Origin of the sequence: Promicromonospora sp. NPDC090134 (genome assembly GCF_044746965.1) — a bacterium.
GTDB lineage: Bacteria > Actinomycetota > Actinomycetes > Actinomycetales > Cellulomonadaceae > Promicromonospora.
The window spans coordinates 162,795-177,894 of sequence record NZ_JBIVCZ010000011.1; the positions used below are offsets into that span (position 1 = coordinate 162,795).

The 15,100-nt window shown below is 74.8% G+C and carries 15 protein-coding genes; 14 read left to right on the forward strand and 1 reads right to left on the reverse strand.

Features of this window, described 5'->3' with window-relative positions; genetic code table 11:
- The first annotated feature begins 35 nt into the window (after nt 1-35).
- Nucleotides 36-1,241, forward strand: coding sequence for a cytochrome P450 (locus ACIPN7_RS25330; RefSeq protein WP_400549090.1), 1,206 nt, complete (start codon nt 36-38; stop codon nt 1,239-1,241).
- Nucleotides 1,242-1,246: 5 nt separating this feature from the next.
- Nucleotides 1,247-1,444, forward strand: coding sequence for a ferredoxin (locus ACIPN7_RS25335; protein ID WP_285108398.1), 198 nt, complete (start codon nt 1,247-1,249; stop codon nt 1,442-1,444).
- Here the strand turns inward: ACIPN7_RS25335 and ACIPN7_RS25340 are convergent.
- Nucleotides 1,419-1,718: a DUF6725 family protein gene (locus ACIPN7_RS25340; RefSeq protein ID WP_400549094.1), complete on the reverse strand. Its 300-nt coding sequence runs from the start codon at nt 1,716-1,718 to the stop codon at nt 1,419-1,421. The genes ACIPN7_RS25335 and ACIPN7_RS25340 overlap by 26 nt on opposite strands.
- A gap of 137 nt (nt 1,719-1,855) precedes the next feature.
- Here ACIPN7_RS25340 and fdxA point away from each other — a divergent pair, with 137 nt between their 5' ends.
- The 12 genes from fdxA to ACIPN7_RS25400 all read left to right on the forward strand — a co-directional run bounded on the left by fdxA (nt 1,856) and on the right by ACIPN7_RS25400 (nt 14,908).
- A complete protein-coding gene (fdxA, locus tag ACIPN7_RS25345; protein WP_020017584.1) occupies nt 1,856-2,173 on the forward strand; it encodes a ferredoxin in 318 nt (105 codons plus the stop codon).
- A gap of 1 nt (nt 2,174) precedes the next feature.
- Nucleotides 2,175-3,305 carry a succinyldiaminopimelate transaminase gene (gene dapC / locus ACIPN7_RS25350; protein WP_400549098.1) on the forward strand — a complete coding sequence of 377 codons (1,131 nt, stop codon included), beginning with the start codon at nt 2,175-2,177 and terminating at the stop codon, nt 3,303-3,305.
- A 115-nt stretch (nt 3,306-3,420) separates the two neighbouring features.
- Nucleotides 3,421-4,728: a citrate synthase gene (locus tag ACIPN7_RS25355; protein ID WP_400549100.1), complete on the forward strand. Its 1,308-nt coding sequence runs from the start codon at nt 3,421-3,423 to the stop codon at nt 4,726-4,728.
- 171 nt (nt 4,729-4,899) lie between these two features.
- Nucleotides 4,900-5,319, forward strand: coding sequence for a MarR family winged helix-turn-helix transcriptional regulator (locus ACIPN7_RS25360; RefSeq protein WP_400549103.1), 420 nt, complete (start codon nt 4,900-4,902; stop codon nt 5,317-5,319).
- A 62-nt stretch (nt 5,320-5,381) separates the two neighbouring features.
- On the forward strand, nt 5,382-5,834 hold the full coding sequence (locus tag ACIPN7_RS25365) for a hypothetical protein (protein WP_400549106.1): 453 nt from the start codon (nt 5,382-5,384) through the stop codon (nt 5,832-5,834).
- The gene (locus tag ACIPN7_RS25370) at nt 5,831-6,094 is read left to right on the forward strand and encodes a hypothetical protein (protein WP_400549109.1); all 264 of its coding nucleotides are present in this window, start codon (nt 5,831-5,833) and stop codon (nt 6,092-6,094) included. The genes ACIPN7_RS25365 and ACIPN7_RS25370 overlap by 4 nt, the downstream gene beginning before the upstream one ends.
- Entirely contained in the window at nt 6,091-6,432 is a 342-nt protein-coding gene (locus ACIPN7_RS25375) for a rhodanese-like domain-containing protein (protein ID WP_400549111.1), read from the forward strand. Before ACIPN7_RS25370 ends, ACIPN7_RS25375 begins: the two co-directional genes overlap by 4 nt.
- 76 nt (nt 6,433-6,508) lie before the next feature.
- Nucleotides 6,509-9,757: a hypothetical protein gene (locus ACIPN7_RS25380; protein ID WP_400549114.1), complete on the forward strand. Its 3,249-nt coding sequence runs from the start codon at nt 6,509-6,511 to the stop codon at nt 9,755-9,757.
- The gene (locus ACIPN7_RS25385) at nt 9,757-12,603 is read left to right on the forward strand and encodes an FtsX-like permease family protein (protein WP_400549116.1); all 2,847 of its coding nucleotides are present in this window, start codon (nt 9,757-9,759) and stop codon (nt 12,601-12,603) included. Before ACIPN7_RS25380 ends, ACIPN7_RS25385 begins: the two co-directional genes overlap by 1 nt.
- Before the next feature lie 15 nt (nt 12,604-12,618).
- Complete coding sequence (locus ACIPN7_RS25390; protein ID WP_400549118.1) at nt 12,619-13,614, forward strand: ABC transporter ATP-binding protein; 996 nt, start codon at nt 12,619-12,621, stop codon at nt 13,612-13,614.
- Nucleotides 13,611-14,312, forward strand: coding sequence for an ABC transporter ATP-binding protein (locus ACIPN7_RS25395; RefSeq protein WP_400549121.1), 702 nt, complete (start codon nt 13,611-13,613; stop codon nt 14,310-14,312). Before ACIPN7_RS25390 ends, ACIPN7_RS25395 begins: the two co-directional genes overlap by 4 nt.
- 92 nt (nt 14,313-14,404) lie before the next feature.
- Nucleotides 14,405-14,908 (forward strand): hypothetical protein, encoded by a 504-nt coding sequence (locus ACIPN7_RS25400; protein WP_400549123.1) that lies wholly within the window; start codon nt 14,405-14,407, stop codon nt 14,906-14,908.
- The last annotated feature ends 192 nt before the right edge of the window (nt 14,909-15,100 follow it).

Here is a 15,100-nt window from a genome sequence, read left to right on the forward strand (position 1 = left end):
GAGGACGAAACCCCCTCAGCCAACCGGAGGACAAGATGTCTGACCTGCTCGATTACCCCATCCCGTCGGATCGTGCGATCGAGCCGCCACCGGAGTGGGCCGAGCTGCGCCAGCAGTGCCCCGTGGCCAGGGTGCGCCTCGCCAGCGGCGGCGAGGCCACCCTGCTGACCCGGTACGACGACGTCCGCGCCATGCTCACCGACGGCCGGTTCGGACGCGTCATCCCGGCGAGCGGCGCGGGCGTGGGCTCCCAGGACGACGGCGGCACGTTCAGCAACGACCCGACCGGCGTCATGGCGAACGAGGAGCAGCACCAGGCCTGGCGCCGGCTCGTCAACGCGACGTTCACCGCCAAGCGGGTGCAGGCGATGGCTCCTGGCATCGAGGCGAAGGCCGAGCAGCTCATCGACGACATGCTGGCCGCCGGCACGAGCGCGGACCTGGTACCGGCCGTCGCGTTCCCGCTGCCGGTCTGGGCGATCTGCGAGCTGCTGGGCGTGCCGGAGGACGAGCGGGAGCGGTTCCCGTACTGGTCGGACACGGCGCTGAGCACCACGCGGTACACGCAGGAGGAGATCTCGGCGGCGCGCCAGGAGTTCGGCGCGTACATGGCCGCCCTGGTCGAGGCCAAGCGGGCCGAACCGGGCCAGGACCTGATCTCCGAGCTCATCGCGCTCGTGGACCGGAACGACCCGCGGCTCACGGCGCAGACCGTGATCGGCACCAGCATGGCGCTGCTCGTGGCCGGCCACGAGACCACCGCCAGCCACATCGCCAAGATGATGGCGCTGTTCCTGGGCGACCGGTCCCGGTGGGAGCAGCTCGTCGCCGACCCGTCGCTGGTGCGCAGCGCGGTCGAGGAGTCGCTGCGGTTCGACCCGAACGCGGGCTTCGGCATGGTGCGCTGGGTGGACGAGGAGATCGAGATCGCGGGCGAGACCGTCCCTGCGGGCACGACAGTGGTGTGCAGCCTCGCGGCGGCGAACCGGGACGAGGGCACGTTCGAGGGCGCGGCCGAGATGGACCTGGGGCGCCGTCCGAACCCCCACCTCTCGTTCGGCGCGGGCTCCTACTCGTGCCTCGGCCAGTCGCTGGCGCGCACCGAGCTGCAGATCGTGCTCGCCGCGCTGGTGCGCAAGGTGCCGAGCCTTCGGCTGGCGGTACCCGTCGACACGGTGCCGCGCAAGGAGGGCCTGCTCGTGGCCGGATTCGACGAACTGCCCGTCGAGTGGGGAGAGTGACCCCCATGAAGATCAACGTGGACCGCGACGCCTGCTGCGGCGCCGGCCAGTGCGTCCTGCTCGCACCCGACGTGTTCGACCAGGACGAGGAGGGCATCGTCGTGCTGCTCGACGAACGGCCGTCGGCCGAGCACGACTTTGCGGTGCAGGAGGCCGTGAGCATGTGCCCGACCGGCGTCATCTGGGTGGACCGGAACGCCTGACGGGTCGCGGGGGGATCGGCTTGGCGGCCTCGATGTCGGCGGCCGCCACGTCGACCTCCTGCGGCTCGCCGCGGCCCGGGACCGGGTCGGTGCGCAGCCGCAGGCCGGCGTCGGACACCTCGACGACGAACCCGATCAGGTCCGTCCAGCGGTGCTCCGTGCCGCCGTCCGACACGACGGGGCCGCCGGGCGCCAGGCGGCGCCGGACCACCACCCGGGTGCCGGGGCGCAGGCCCCGCCACCCTCCTGGCGCGGCCGGTGTAGCGAATGTCACGTCGGTTCTCCTTCCGCTGCGTGAGACCGGTGGGGATCAGGGGGCGTCCCGAGAGATACTAGGATCGCCCCGCCGGGTCGTACCGCGGTCGGCATCGTGCATGATCCTCAGTCCGGAAGTGGAAGGACACCCTCCAAGTGACCTACGTGATCGCTCAGCCGTGCGTCGACGTCAAGGACCGGGCGTGCATCGAGGAGTGTCCCGTGGACTGCATCTACGAGGGCAGCCGCTCCCTCTACATCCACCCGGACGAGTGCGTCGACTGCGGCGCCTGCGAGCCGGTGTGCCCGGTCGAGGCCATCTACTACGAGGACGACGTCCCCGACGAGTGGAAGGACTACTACCGCGCGAACGTCGAGTTCTTCGACGACCTGGGCTCGCCCGGTGGCGCCGCGAAGATGGGCGTCATCGAGAAGGACGACCCGATGATCGCGGCCCTTCCGCCCCAGGCCTGACGTGGGTCTGCACGACCTCTCGGACCTCCCCTTCGCCTGGGACTCGATCGACGGGATCACGGCGACGGCGAAGGCCCACCCGGCCGGTCTGATCGATCTGTCCATGGGCACGCCCGTGGACCCGACGCCGGAGGTCGTGCGGCGGGCGCTCGAGGCCGCGTCGAACGCGCCGGGCTACCCGATGACCGCGGGCACGCCCGCGCTGCGCCAGGCCGTCGCCGACTGGTTCGCGCGGCGCCGCGGGGTGCCGGGCCTCGACCCGGCGGCGGTGGTGCCGACCGTCGGTTCCAAGGAGCTCGTGGGCCTGCTGCCCTCCCTGCTGCACCTGGGCCCCGGCGACGTGGTGGTACACCCCGCCGTGGCCTACCCCACCTACCTCGCGGGCATCCGCGCGGCCGGTGCCACGCCGCTCGCGACGGACGACGTCGCCGACTGGGCCGGCCGCGACGACGTGAAGATGGTCTGGGTCAACAGCCCCGGCAACCCGACGGGACGGGTGCTGGGCGTCGAGGCGCTGCGCGCCGTGGTCGAGGCCGCGCGCGCCATCGGTGCCGTCGTCGTCTCCGACGAGTGCTACGCCGAGCTGGTGTGGGATTCCCCCTACGACGCCGCGACGGGCACGGGCGGCGTCCCCTCGATCCTCGACCCGCGCGTGTGCGGCGGGTCGCACGAGGGCCTGCTCGCCGCGTACTCCCTCTCCAAGCAGTCCAGCATCGCGGGCTACCGCGCCGCCTTCCTCGCGGGCGACGGCGCCCTGGTCGCCGACCTCACGCAGACCCGCAAGCACCTGGGCCTCATCGTGCCCGCGCCGGTGCAGGCCGCCATGACGGCGGCCCTGGCGGACGACGCGCACGTCGTCGCCCAGCGCGAGGCCTACGGCGCGCGGCGCCGGGCGCTGGCCGCCGCGGTCGTCGACGCCGGGTTCGTCATCGACGGGTCGGAGGCCGGGCTGTACCTCTGGGTGGCGGCGCCGGACGGCCGACCCGGCCTGGCGGTCGCCGAGTGGTTCGCGGCCCGGGGCATCCTGACCGCGCCGGGGCACCTGTACGGCGACGGTACGCACACGCGGGTGGCGCTGACCTCGACTGACGCGCAGATTGCCGATGCTGTGACACGCATCACGCAGCCTTGACCGATGGATTGGAAAAACTAAAGCAGGGCGCGATACTGTCGTGCCCCAGGTCGACGCTGTCCCGACACCTTTCTTTCACAGCAGCGTCCCTCGTGCGCCACTCAGGAAGGAAGACATGACCTCCACACCGCTGGACGGCTCGAGCCGCGTCGAGCTCGCCGTCGACGGAACCACTCACACCCTGCCTGTCGTCGCCGCCAGCGAGGGCAACGACGGCATCGTCGTGTCGTCGCTGCTCAAGGACACGGGTCTGGTCACGGTCGACCCCGGTTTCATGAACACGGCGTCGTGCGAGTCCGCGATCACCTACATCGACGGCGACGCCGGCATCCTGCGCTACCGCGGCTACCCCATCGACCAGCTCGCCGAGGCCTCCGGCTTCCTCGAGGTGGCCTACCTGCTCATCTACGGCGAGCTGCCGAGCCCCGCGGAGCTGGACGCGTTCACCGAGCGCGTCAACCGGCACACCCTGGTGCACGAGGACTTCCGCACGTTCATGGGAACGTTCCCGCGCAACGCGCACCCGATGGCGGTGCTCGCCTCCGCGGTGAACGCGCTGTCCACGTTCTACCCGGAGTCGCTCGACCCGGCGGACGACGAGCAGGTCGACCTGGCCACCGTGCTGCTGCTCGCCAAGACGCGCACCATCACGTCCTACCTGCACCGGCGCCGGGTGGGCGAGCCCCTGCTGTACCCGGACTACTCGCGCGGCTACGTCGAGGACTTCCTGCGCATGACGTTCGCGACGCCGTACGAGGCCTACGAGGCCGACCCGGTGATCGTGGACGCGCTGGAGAAGCTGCTCGTGCTGCACGCGGACCACGAGCAGAACTGCTCCACGTCCACGGTGCGCGTGGTCGGCTCGTCCAACGCGACGCTGTACGCCTCGGTGGCCGCGGGCGTGAACGCGCTCTCGGGCCCGGCGCACGGCGGGGCCAACGAGGCCGTGCTGACCATGCTCGAGAAGATCCGCTCGGGCGGCGAGACCGTCGAGACCTTCATGGAGAAGGTCAAGAACAAGCAGGACGGCGTGCGCCTGATGGGCTTCGGCCACCGCGTGTACAAGTCCTACGACCCGCGCGCCGCGATCGTGAAGAAGTCCGCGGACGAGGTGCTCGACAAGCTCGGCGCCAAGGACGAGCTGCTCGACATCGCGCGCGGCCTGGAGGAGATCGCACTCTCGGACGACTACTTCGTGGAGCGCAAGCTCTACCCGAACGTCGACTTCTACACCGGCCTCATCTACAAGGCCATGGGCTTCGAGCCGGCCATGTTCACGCCGCTGTTCGCGCTGGGCCGCATGCCCGGCTGGATCGCCCAGTGGCGCGAGATGATCAAGGACCCGCAGACCAAGATCGGGCGGCCGCGCCAGGTCTACACCGGCGCCACCGAGCGCCCGTACGTCCCCGCGAACCAGCGCTAGCACGTACGACGGCGGCCCGGCCGCCGTCCGATGTCACGAGGCCCCCTGGCCTGGTGGAGCCGTCCGGCCCACCACGGCGAGGGGGCCTGCGTCATGCCCGGCGGGCGTGCCGGGGCGCGCGGGCCCGGGCTGCCGGACGCCGTGGGCGGCTGCCCCGGATAGCCTGCTGCCATGCCCGAGAAACCGCCGTTCAGCCCGACGGTCGCCCTCCTGACGATCGGCCGGGTCTGGGACGCCGCGTTCGCGGACGCGCTCAAGCCGCTCGGCCTGACGACCCGCAAGTACGGCCTGCTGGGCCACATCCGTGCCACGCCGGGGGTCTCGTTCAGCGAGCTGGCCCGCCGCTCGCGCATCACCGTGCAGAGCGCCCACTCCGCCGTGGCCGCGTTCGCGGCGGACGGCCTGGTCGAGGACACCACGGCGCGCGCGGGCGCCGCGTCGCGGCTCCGGGTCACCGCGGCCGGAGAGCGGCTGCTCGGCCAGGCGGCGGAGCGGGTCGCCGTGCTCGACGCCCGGTTCGCCGAGGAGCACCCCGTGCTCACCGAGGCGCTGCGGCGGCAGATCGAGGAGCACATGGCACGGAGCCGGTGACGCGGGTCGAACCAACCTTCAGGTGGTCTGAAGCATCGCCATCCTTCAGTTAGGCTGAAGGTATGGAAAACCTGCTGCTGTCCGCGCACGTGCTCGCGGGCATCCTGTTCGTCGGCCCGGTGGCGGTGACCACCAGCCTGTTCCCGCGTTTCGTGCCGGTCTCGGCCCCTGCTGCGGACCCGTCCGCCCGGTCCGGGCGCAGCGCCTCCGTGGCCCGGATGCTGCACGGCGTGACCCGGGTCTACGGCCTGCTGGCCCTCGTCGTGCCCGTGTTCGGCCTCGTGCTCGCGGCCGTCCAGGGGCGCCTGGGCGAGATCTGGGTGGTCGTGGCGATGGTGCTCACCGCCGTCGCGGGCGGTCTGCTCGCGCTGCGGATCGCGCCGGGCCAGCGCGCGGCGCTCGACGCGCCGGGCGACGCCGGCCGGCTGCGCGCCCTCACCCTGCTGACCGGCGTCTTCAACCTGCTGTGGGCCGCGGTCGTCGTGCTCATGGTCGTGCGGCCGGGGTCGGTATGAGGCCGCTGCTGCGCGCGCTCGAGGTGCTCTCGGTCCTGGAGCTCGTCAGCGTGGCGCTCCTGCTCGGCAACCTCGCCACGGTGCACGTCGAGGGCGTCGCGTCGGCGCTCGGCCCCGCGCACGGCGCGCTCTACCTCGCGGTGGCGGTCACGGCGCTGCTCGGCCAGGGCCTCCTGCCGCGCACCCGGCTGCTGGCGCTCGTCCCGGTGCTCGGCGGCGTCTTCACCCTGGTCAACGTGCGGCGGGAGGCCCGGCGATGAGCGTCCGCCACTACCTCCGGCGGCCGCCGGAGGTGAGCGCCACCGAGGCGATGCGGCTCGTCGGCGAGGGTGCCCTCGTGGTCGACGTGCGCCGGGAGCGCGAGTGGCGCGACCACCACGTCCCGGGGTCGGTCCACCTGCCGCTGACCGACCTGGCGGCGCGGGCCGAGGAGCTGCCCGACGACCGGGTGCTGATCGCCTTCTGCACGGGTGGCCTGCTCTCCCGGGGCGCGGCCAACCTGCTGGCCGAGCTGGGGTTCGAGGCGGTGAGCCTGGCGCGCGGCCTCGTGGGCTGGCGCGCCGCGGGCGGGGAGCTCGAGGGCGAGCGCGCGAGCTGAGCGGCGTGACCGGATCGTTGCCCGGGGCGTCCCTCGTTTGGTCGTGCGTGTCACAGGGCCGGGCTACCTTGGCCCCGTGAGTCGAGCCACCCTCCTTGCCCGCCGGTCCACGGCGCACCGTGGGCTGCTCGCGCTCGTCTGGCTGCTGGTGGCCGTGCTGACCGGCGCCCTGGGCGTGACGATCGGCTGGACGCAGGCCGCGGCGACGGCGGGAGCGCGCGACGGGCTGGCCGCGGCCGAGCCCTCGGGGCGGGCGGTGCAGCTCGCCACCCGGCTCGCGGACGGCGCCGCGGCCGACGCCCAGGACGCGCGCGTGCAGGAGGTGCTCGCGGACCTGCTCGACGGCGTGCCGCACCGGGTCACCTACGACGTGCGGACCGAGGCGCAGTACACGACGGACGCCGACGGGCAGGACCTCGGCCGCTGGTCGGTCGCGCTGCTGCCCGCGCCCTCGCGGCAGGAGGCCCTGTCGGGCGCGGGCGCGAGCGGCGTCACCCTGGTCGACGGCGCCTGGCCGGCCGCCACGGACGAGGCGGCGGTCCAGGCCGACGCCGCCGAGGCCGCCGGGCTGGCGGTCGGCGACCGGGTCCGGCTCGGCGTCGACCCCGAGGACCGCGCCGACACCGGTACGGCGGTCACGATCGCCGCGACCTGGCGGGTCACCGACCCCGACGACGCGGGCTGGCTCGGCGACCCGAGCGTGCTCACCGGGTCGGACGGCGCGTACCCCGGTCCCGTCGTGGTGAGCGAACAGGTCGTCGCCGGGCTAGACACCGACCCGTTCGCACGCTGGACCGTGGTGCCCGACGGCGCGGCGCTCACCCCCGAGGACCTGCCCGCCCTGGCGGCGCTGACGCCCGAGGTCGACCGCATCCTCGGCGAGGACACCGACGTCGCGCCCCGCGGGCTGACCGTCACCGGGACGCTCGACGTGATCGCGGCCGACCTGGGGGCCGCGCTGCGCGCCGCGGACGCCGTCGCGCTCGTCCCGCTGTGCCTGCTGGCGCTCGTCGGCCTCGTGGCGCTGGTCCAGGTGGCCCGGCTGCTGGCGGCCACCCGGGAGGGCGAGGTCGCCCTCCTGGTCTCCCGCGGTGCCGCGCCCGGCACCGTGACGGCCGCGGCCGCCGTGGAGGGCGCGCTGCTCGCGCTGACCGCGGCCGCGGCGGGCGGTGCCGCCGCGTGGGGCGCCCTGCGCGCGGTCGTGGGTTCCGAGGCCGGCGCGGCAGTCTCCGTCGGGACGCCGCTGGCCGTGGCCCTCGCGGTCGCGGTGGCCGCGACCGCGACGCTCGTGCTGGTGGCGACGCTGCAGGTGCAGGCAGCGGTGCGGCGCCAGGTGACCGACCGCTCGGGGCGCGTGCGGCAGGTCGCGGCGCTCGGCACCGTGGTGCTGACGGTGGCCGCCGCCGCGGTCAGCGTGACCCAGCTGCTGCGTTACGGGTCGCCGCTCGTGTCCACACCAGGAGGCCTGCGCACGGACCCGGCCGCGGCCGCCGCACCCGCGCTGGCGCTGGCGGCGCTCGCCGTGGCGGCGATGGCGGTGCTCGGCCCGGCCACGCGGCTGTGGGCGGGACTGGCCGGGCGGTCGCGCGGCGTCGTCGGGCCGCTGGCCGCGCGGCAGGTCGCCCGCCGGATCGTCGTCTACGTGGTGCCCGTGGTCCTGCTCGTGCTCGCGGGCGGGGCCGCGACCCTCGCCGGCGGCTACACGGGCACCGCGGAGCGCCTGCGCGCCGACGTCGACGTGCTCGCCAACGGCGCCGACGTGCGCGTCCAGGCACCCGAGAGCGGGCGCCTGGACCCGGCACCGTTCCTGCCGGGCGCGACGGGTCCGGGCAGCACCGCCCGCGCCGCGGCGCCCGTGCTGTCCGGGACGGCCTACTCCGACGGCCTGCCGGTCGCGATGCTGGCGCTGCCGGCCGCCGCCGTGCCGAAGGTGGTGCGCGCGCCGGAGGAGGTGCTCGACACCTCGGCGCTGGCCGACGACCTCGCGAACGACGCCTTCGCAGACGCCCCCACCCTGGCCGGCGACGCCCGCGACATCGGCGTCACCGTGCGCGGCCGGATCCACGAGACGGTCGAGACGGACCTGGCGGACTGGGCGCCGCGGCACCAGCTCGATCTGTCGATCGTGCTCGCCGCCCCCGACGGGACCCTGGCCACCGTCGACCTCGGGCAGCTCACGGAGGGCGACGGCGGCGAGGGCACTCTCGGCGAGCACGAGGTCGCGCAGGAGCTGTGGGGCGAGGTCCCCGCGCCGCCGTCGGGCCAGACGTGGCGGATCGCGGCACTCGACGTGGACACCCGGCCGGGGTGGTCGATCGCCGAGGTGACGCTGGCCGTCGACGGCATCACGGCGGGCGGGCTGCGCGTCGACCAGCCGGTGTGGACGCCGTCCGAGACCTTCGACGGCCCGACGGGCCTGGAGCTGACCGAGGGGGAGGCCGCGTTCAGCATGCCCCTCGGCGACGGCGTCTCGGGCGCGAACCGGCTGCGTCTCCTGACCACCCCGGCCGCCGGCCCCGTCCCGCTGCTGGCCTCGTCCTCGCTGGTCGACGCGCTCGGCGTCACCACCGGAGACACCTTCGAGCTCACCCTCGGCGCGACGCGTCTGCCCGTCGAGGTCGTGGCGTCGTCCGGCACCGTGCCCGGGGCGCTCGAACCGTACGCCGTCCTCGTGGACCGCACGGCGCTCGCCGCCGTGCTCGTGCGCGACGTGAACGATCCCGCGCTCACGAACGAGGTCTGGCTCGCGGCCGGGCCGCGTGGCGCGGCCGCGCCGGCGGGTGCCGTGGCAGGTCTCGCCCAGCAGGCGACGGACGCCGCGGAGGCCGCCGGCCGCAGCAGCCGGGAACGGCCCACCGTGACGACGCCGGGCTACGGCTCCACCGACACGGCCGTGCCGGTGCGGGTCTCGTTCTGGCTCGCCGCGGCCGGGGCGACCGTGCTCGCGCTGGCGGGCGTGCTCGCCGTCGCCGTGGCCACCCTCCGGGGGCGGCGCGGCGAGGTCATCGTCCTGCGCGCCGTGGGGCTCGGCCCGGCGGCACAGGGCCGGGCGCGGGCCGCGGAGCTCGTCACCGTCGGGATCGTGGCGCTCGCCGTCGGCGCGGTCGCCGGGTGGGCCGTGGCCCGGCTCGCCGTGGGCGGCCTCGCCGCCGCGACCCTGACCGGGATCGACGCGGCACCGCCCGCGCAGTTCCTCCTGGCGACCGGGGGCACCGGCCTGGTGCTCGCCGCCGCCGTGGCGGGGCTCGTCCTGGTCGCGATCGGGGTGGGCGGGCGCGTCACCGCGCAGGCCCGCGACACCACCTACCGCGAGGAGGTCCGCTGATGGGGGCGCTGTCCGGACTGGGCCTGCTCGCGCGGCGACAGCTGCGCACCTCGTGGGGTGCGACGGCCGCGCTGGGCGTGGTCGCGTTCCTCGCCGCCGGGGTGCTGTCGACCGCGCCGCGCGCCGTCGCGACCATGCACGCCGACCAGGTGGTCTACGAGACCGCGACGGCCTCGGGCCCGGCCCGGGACGTGATCTCGGTGGCGGGCTCGATCCCCGGCCAGGCACCGAGCGGGGGCTTCTACGACCCGGGCAGCGTCGGGAGCGGCGTGCCGGACGAGCCGGACTGGACGCCGTTCGCCGAGAACCTGGACGCCGTGCGCGCCGAGAGCCCCGAGCCGCTGCGCTCGGTGATGGGCGCGCCGCTCTTCCACGTGACCTCGACCGACCCCGCGTACACCGATCCGGAACGCAGCTCCGAGCTGGCCGAGGCCAAGGTCTTCCTCCGCTCGGCCCCGGACCTGGCCGAGCACGCCGAGCTGGTCGAGGGCCGCTGGCCCACCGCGACCGCGGGGCCCGTGTTCCTGGGGGACGAGCAGTCCATCAGCCAGCCCAAGGAGCAGGCCCCCGCGTTCGAGGTCGCCGTGTCGCGCGCCGTCGCCGAGACGTACGGGTGGGAGCTCGGCGGCCGGTACGACAACCTTTCCGGCTCGGGCGTGATCGCCCTGGCCGGCCGGTACCCGTCCCTCGTGGTGACCGGGATCTTCGAGACCGGCGACCCCGACGCCGACTACTGGCTGCACCACGCCCTGGGGGCCAGGGCCTCCGTGATCGCCGACCCGAACCGCGGTCTGCTCGGCACCGCGACCGCCTACGTGGACCCGGCCATGATCACGCCGCTGACCCTCGGCGTGGCGGAGACCCGTGTCTGGTACCCGGTGAGCACCGGCGGCCTGACCGCCGCCGACGTGCCCGTGCTCCTGGCCCAGATGAACGGTCAGTCGGCGAAGACTTTCCTCGTCGCGGCCGGCCCCGACGACCCCGCGCCGCTCCAGCTCCGGCCCACCAGCCGGCTCACCGAGATCCTGGAGAGCCTGCTCGCGCAGCGCACCGGGGTCGACGCGATCGTCGCCGTCCTCGCCGTCGGGCCGCTCGGCGCCACCGTCGCCGTGCTGGCCCTGGGCGCGCGGCTCGTCGTCGACCGGCGGCGGTCCGCGCTCGCGCTGCTGCGCGCCCGTGGCGCGTCCGGCACCCAGGTGCGCCTGCTCATGGGCGGCGAGGGACTCGTCGTCGGACTCGGCTCGGCGGCCGCCGGGTTCGTGGCGGGCCTCGTGCTCTCGGCCGCCGTCGGCGTCGATGCCCCCGTCACCGTCGCCCAGGTCCTGCTCGCGGTGGCCGCGGGCCTCGCGCCGGCGGTCGCCCTCGCGCTCGCCACGTCGCCCGCCGGCCTGCGGACCACACGCTCGGACCTCGCGCCCCGCTCACGGAGCCGGGTGCGCTGGGTGCTGGAGGTGCTCGTCGTCGCGGGCGCCGCGCTCGCGACCTGGCTGCTGCTCTCCCGCGGGGTCGTGGCCGGTGCGGGTTCCGGCTCCGGCGCCGGCGTCGACCCGCTCGTCGCCGCGGCGCCCCTGCTGGTCTCCCTGGCGCTCACGCTGCTGGCCGTCCGTGCCTACCCCTGGCTCGCCCTCGCGGCCGAGCGGGCGCTCGCACCACGGCGCGACCTGGTCCCGTTCCTCGGGGCCGCCCGCGCCACGCGCGACCCGGCCGGTGGCCCCGTCCCGGCGGTCGCGCTCGTCCTCGCGGTGGCGGTCGCGGCGACCTCGGCGGTGCTGTACTCCACGGTCTCCGGGGGCGTGGTCCGCGAGGCCTGGCGCGCGACCGGTGCGGACCTGCGTGTCTCCGGCCCGGTCGTCGACGAGCCGGTCGCGGAGCAGATCGCCGCGTTCGACGGCGTCGCCGCCGTGTCGCCGGTGGGTGACGTCGGCGACGGCCTGCTGCAGGGTGCGGGTTCCTCGCCCCGGGTCGAGGTGTGGACGGTGGACGCGGCAGAGCTGGCCGTGGCGCAGCAGGACGTCGACGGGGCCCCCGAGACGCTGGACGGCCTGGCCGGGTCGGGCGGCGCGGACGGCGACGAGGCGCTGCCCGTGATCCTCACCCCCGGCGCGGCGGGCCCGGGCGTCGGACCGGGCACCACCGGGATCACGCTCACGACGCAGGAGGGCGACGTGCCCGTCCGGGTCGTCGACGTGGTCGACGAGCTCCCGGGCCTGCCGGCGGGCCGCGCGCTCGTGGTGGCCGACGCCGGCCGCCTCGCCGAGGCCACGGGCGACGTCAGCTACCCGCGCCTCGCGCTCGTGGGCCTGACCGACGACGCAGACCGCGCCGCCGTGACGGCGGAGATCTCGCGGCTGCTGCCGTCGTCCGTCGTGGAGGACCCGGACCAGGAGGCCGACGCCGTGCTGGCGGCGCCCGTCTCCGGCGGGCTGGCCATCGCGTTCGTGCTGGCCGTGCTCCTCGCGGGGCTGCTGTGCGCGGGGGCCGTGGTGATGACGCTGATGCTCGCCGCCCCCGCGCGGGCCCGGCTGCTCGCCGTGCTGCAGACGCTCGGCCTCTCGCCCCGGCTCGGTCGCGGGCTGGTCGGCTGGGAGATCGGACCCTGGGCGGTGGTGGCGCTCGTGGTGGGCGCCGTCCTCGGCGTGGTGGTGCCGGAGCTGGTGCTGGCCGCCGTGGACGTCACCGCCCTGACCGGCGGTCCCACCCAGCCCGACGCGAGGTACGACCCGCTGCTGCTGGGCGCGGCCGCCGCCGGGTTCGTGGTGGTGGTGCTGGCCGCGGTCGGCGTGGCGGCGGCGCTGAGCCGCCGCGGCAAGGTGGCGGCCCAGCTCCGGATGGGGAGCAACGACTGACATGAGGGAGACCCGATGAGCACGACCATCGAGCTGACGGACGGCGGCGCGCCGGCCTCGGCGGGGCCGGCGGGCGGCGGCGAGATCCGCTGCGCCGACCTGGTGCGGATCTTCGCCACCGACGGCGTCGAGGTGCAGGCGCTGCAGGGCCTCACGCTGACGGTCGAACCGGGGGAGATCGTCGCCGTCGTGGGCGCGTCCGGGTCGGGCAAGTCCACCCTGCTGACCATCCTCTCCGGCCTGGACACGCCGACCGGCGGGTCCGCCGTGGTGGCGGGCACCGACCTGCTGACGATGGGCCACGCCGAGCGGGTGCGGTACCAGCGCTCCACGGTCGGCTTCGTGTGGCAGCAGACGTCGCGCAACCTGCTGCCGTACCTGACGGCAGCTGAGAACGTGCGGCTCCCGCTGGAGCTGGCCGGCGCGCTCCCGCGGCGAGAGCGCGCGCGTCGGGTGTCGGACCTGCTCGACCTGCTGGAGGTCGGCCACGTGGCCGGGCGGCGGCCCGGCGAGATGTCCGGCGGCGAGCAGCAGCGCACCGCCATCGCGGTGGCCGTGGCGAACAACCCGCGCGTGCTGCTGGCCGACGAGCCCACCGGCGAGCTCGACGAGACCACCTCGGTCGAGGTGCTGGAGGCCCTGCGGGGCGTGAACCGGGAGACCGGCGTGACCACGCTGATCGTGACGCACGACCCGACGGTTTCCGAGCACGTCGCGCGCACCGTCCAGATCCGTGACGGCCGCACGTCGACGGAGACGCTGCGGCGCACGGAGGTCGACGAGCACGGCGCCGAGCGGCACGTCGCCGAGGACTTCGCGGTGGTCGACCGGGTCGGCCGGCTGCAGCTTCCGCAGGACTTCGTGCACGCGCTCGACCTGCGCGACCGCGTGCGGCTCGCGCTGGAGCCGGACCACGTGGGCGTGTGGCCGGCGGCGCCCGGCCAGGCCGCGGAGCCTGCCGAGCCCGCCGCGCCGTCCGAACCCGAGGCGCCCACCGAGGAGGACCGATGACCACCACGACCCCGGCCCGCACCGTGCTGCGCGCCCAGGGCCTCACCCGGGTGTTCGGCACCGGCGCCGGCGAGGTGCACGCCCTGTCGGACGCGACCCTGGAGGTCGCGGCGGGCGAGCTGCTCGTGGTGCGTGGCCCGTCGGGCTCGGGCAAGACGACGCTGCTGAACCTGCTCGGCGGGCTGGACCGGCCGACGTCGGGCAGCGTGTGGCTCGGCGACGCCGAGCTGACCGCGCTGGGGGAGAAAGCCGTGCTCGCGGCCCGGCGCGACCGGATCGGCTACGTGTTCCAGTCGTTCGGGCTGGTGCCCGTGCTGTCCGCGGCCGAGAACGTCGAGGTCCCGCTGCGCCTGCGGCGTACCCCGCAGGCCGAGCGGTCGCGGCGGGTGGCGGAGGCGCTGGACGCGGTCGGCCTGAGCGGGCACGCGAAGCAGCGGCCCTACGAGCTCTCGGGCGGGCAGCAGCAGCGGGTGGGCATCGCCCGTGCGCTCGTGGCCGACCCGGAGGTGCTGCTCGCGGACGAGCCCACCGGGCAGCTCGACTCGGGCACGGCGGCCGTGGTGATGGACCTGCTGGCCAGGGTGGTGCACGAGCGTGGCGTGGCCGCCGTCGTCTCCACCCACGACCCGGAGCTCATGGCCCGCGCGGACCGCGTGGTGGAGCTGCGCGACGGACAGGTCGTCCCGGAGCTGTCCTAGCTCGCCACGCTCCGCCGAATGGCGGAAAGATTTCACCCGCTGAGACTGTCCTTGCGTCGCTGGATCTCTCTACCTACGCAAGGAGAAACGCCATGGCAAGCACCCTGACCGCCCGGCCGAGCACGCGACGACACCTGCGAGTGCTCCTCGCTGCAGCCCTCGCCGTGCTGGCGTTCCTGGGAGCGGCGCAGCCCGCGTCGGCGGCCCCTGTCGTCGTCAAGAAGGTGGGCAGTCACACGTCCATCTGGACCACCACGAGCTACGTCACCGCTACCGACTACAAGGTGACCGTCTCGGTCATCCCTACCTTTACCCACCACACGAGGCGGTCGGTGAAGCTGACCACCTTCAAGATCTGCTTCTCGACGACCTATGACCCCGGGCACGCCGGGGCGGCGATCTCGCCGATGATCACGGACAACGGCACGGGGTGGGCCAAGGACTGGCGCTTCCGCTCGTTCCGTAGCGGCGACTGCAGCACCTACACCGTGAACCGCACGTTCAGCAAGAACAGCTTCGGCCACATGTTCCGGATCGAACCGAGGATCAGCCACCCGATCGTGGGCGGCAGCACCACGGCGGCCTACGAGCGCTGACGACGTGACGCGGTGCTCGGTCCCTCGGACGGCCGAGCACCGCTTCGTCCCGCCTCCGGCCGGTTCGTCCCGCGACCGCGGGGCGCGGCTCCTCGGACGGATGGCCTGGTCGGGCGGGTCATCGCCCCGGGAAACGGGTGAATTTCCTGCTCGGGGCCCTCGCGGCGGTCGTGTTACGGGTGTGAGAACCAC

Bases quoted from the DNA above. Each gene is read 5' to 3' on its own strand.
- ACIPN7_RS25390 (WP_400549118.1), top strand. From the start codon at position 12,619: ATGAGCACGACCATCGAGCTGACGGACGGCGGCGCGCCGGCCTCGGCG.
- ACIPN7_RS25330 (WP_400549090.1), top strand. From the start codon at position 36: ATGTCTGACCTGCTCGATTACCCCATCCCGTCGGATCGTGCGATCGAG.
- ACIPN7_RS25355 (WP_400549100.1), top strand. From the start codon at position 3,421: ATGACCTCCACACCGCTGGACGGCTCGAGCCGCGTCGAGCTCGCCGTC.
- ACIPN7_RS25370 (WP_400549109.1), top strand. From the start codon at position 5,831: ATGAGGCCGCTGCTGCGCGCGCTCGAGGTGCTCTCGGTCCTGGAGCTC.
- ACIPN7_RS25365 (WP_400549106.1), top strand. From the start codon at position 5,382: ATGGAAAACCTGCTGCTGTCCGCGCACGTGCTCGCGGGCATCCTGTTC.
- ACIPN7_RS25385 (WP_400549116.1), top strand. From the start codon at position 9,757: ATGGGGGCGCTGTCCGGACTGGGCCTGCTCGCGCGGCGACAGCTGCGC.
- ACIPN7_RS25400 (WP_400549123.1), top strand. From the start codon at position 14,405: ATGGCAAGCACCCTGACCGCCCGGCCGAGCACGCGACGACACCTGCGA.
- ACIPN7_RS25395 (WP_400549121.1), top strand. From the start codon at position 13,611: ATGACCACCACGACCCCGGCCCGCACCGTGCTGCGCGCCCAGGGCCTC.
- ACIPN7_RS25335 (WP_285108398.1), top strand. From the start codon at position 1,247: ATGAAGATCAACGTGGACCGCGACGCCTGCTGCGGCGCCGGCCAGTGC.
- ACIPN7_RS25375 (WP_400549111.1), top strand. From the start codon at position 6,091: ATGAGCGTCCGCCACTACCTCCGGCGGCCGCCGGAGGTGAGCGCCACC.
- ACIPN7_RS25360 (WP_400549103.1), top strand. From the start codon at position 4,900: ATGCCCGAGAAACCGCCGTTCAGCCCGACGGTCGCCCTCCTGACGATC.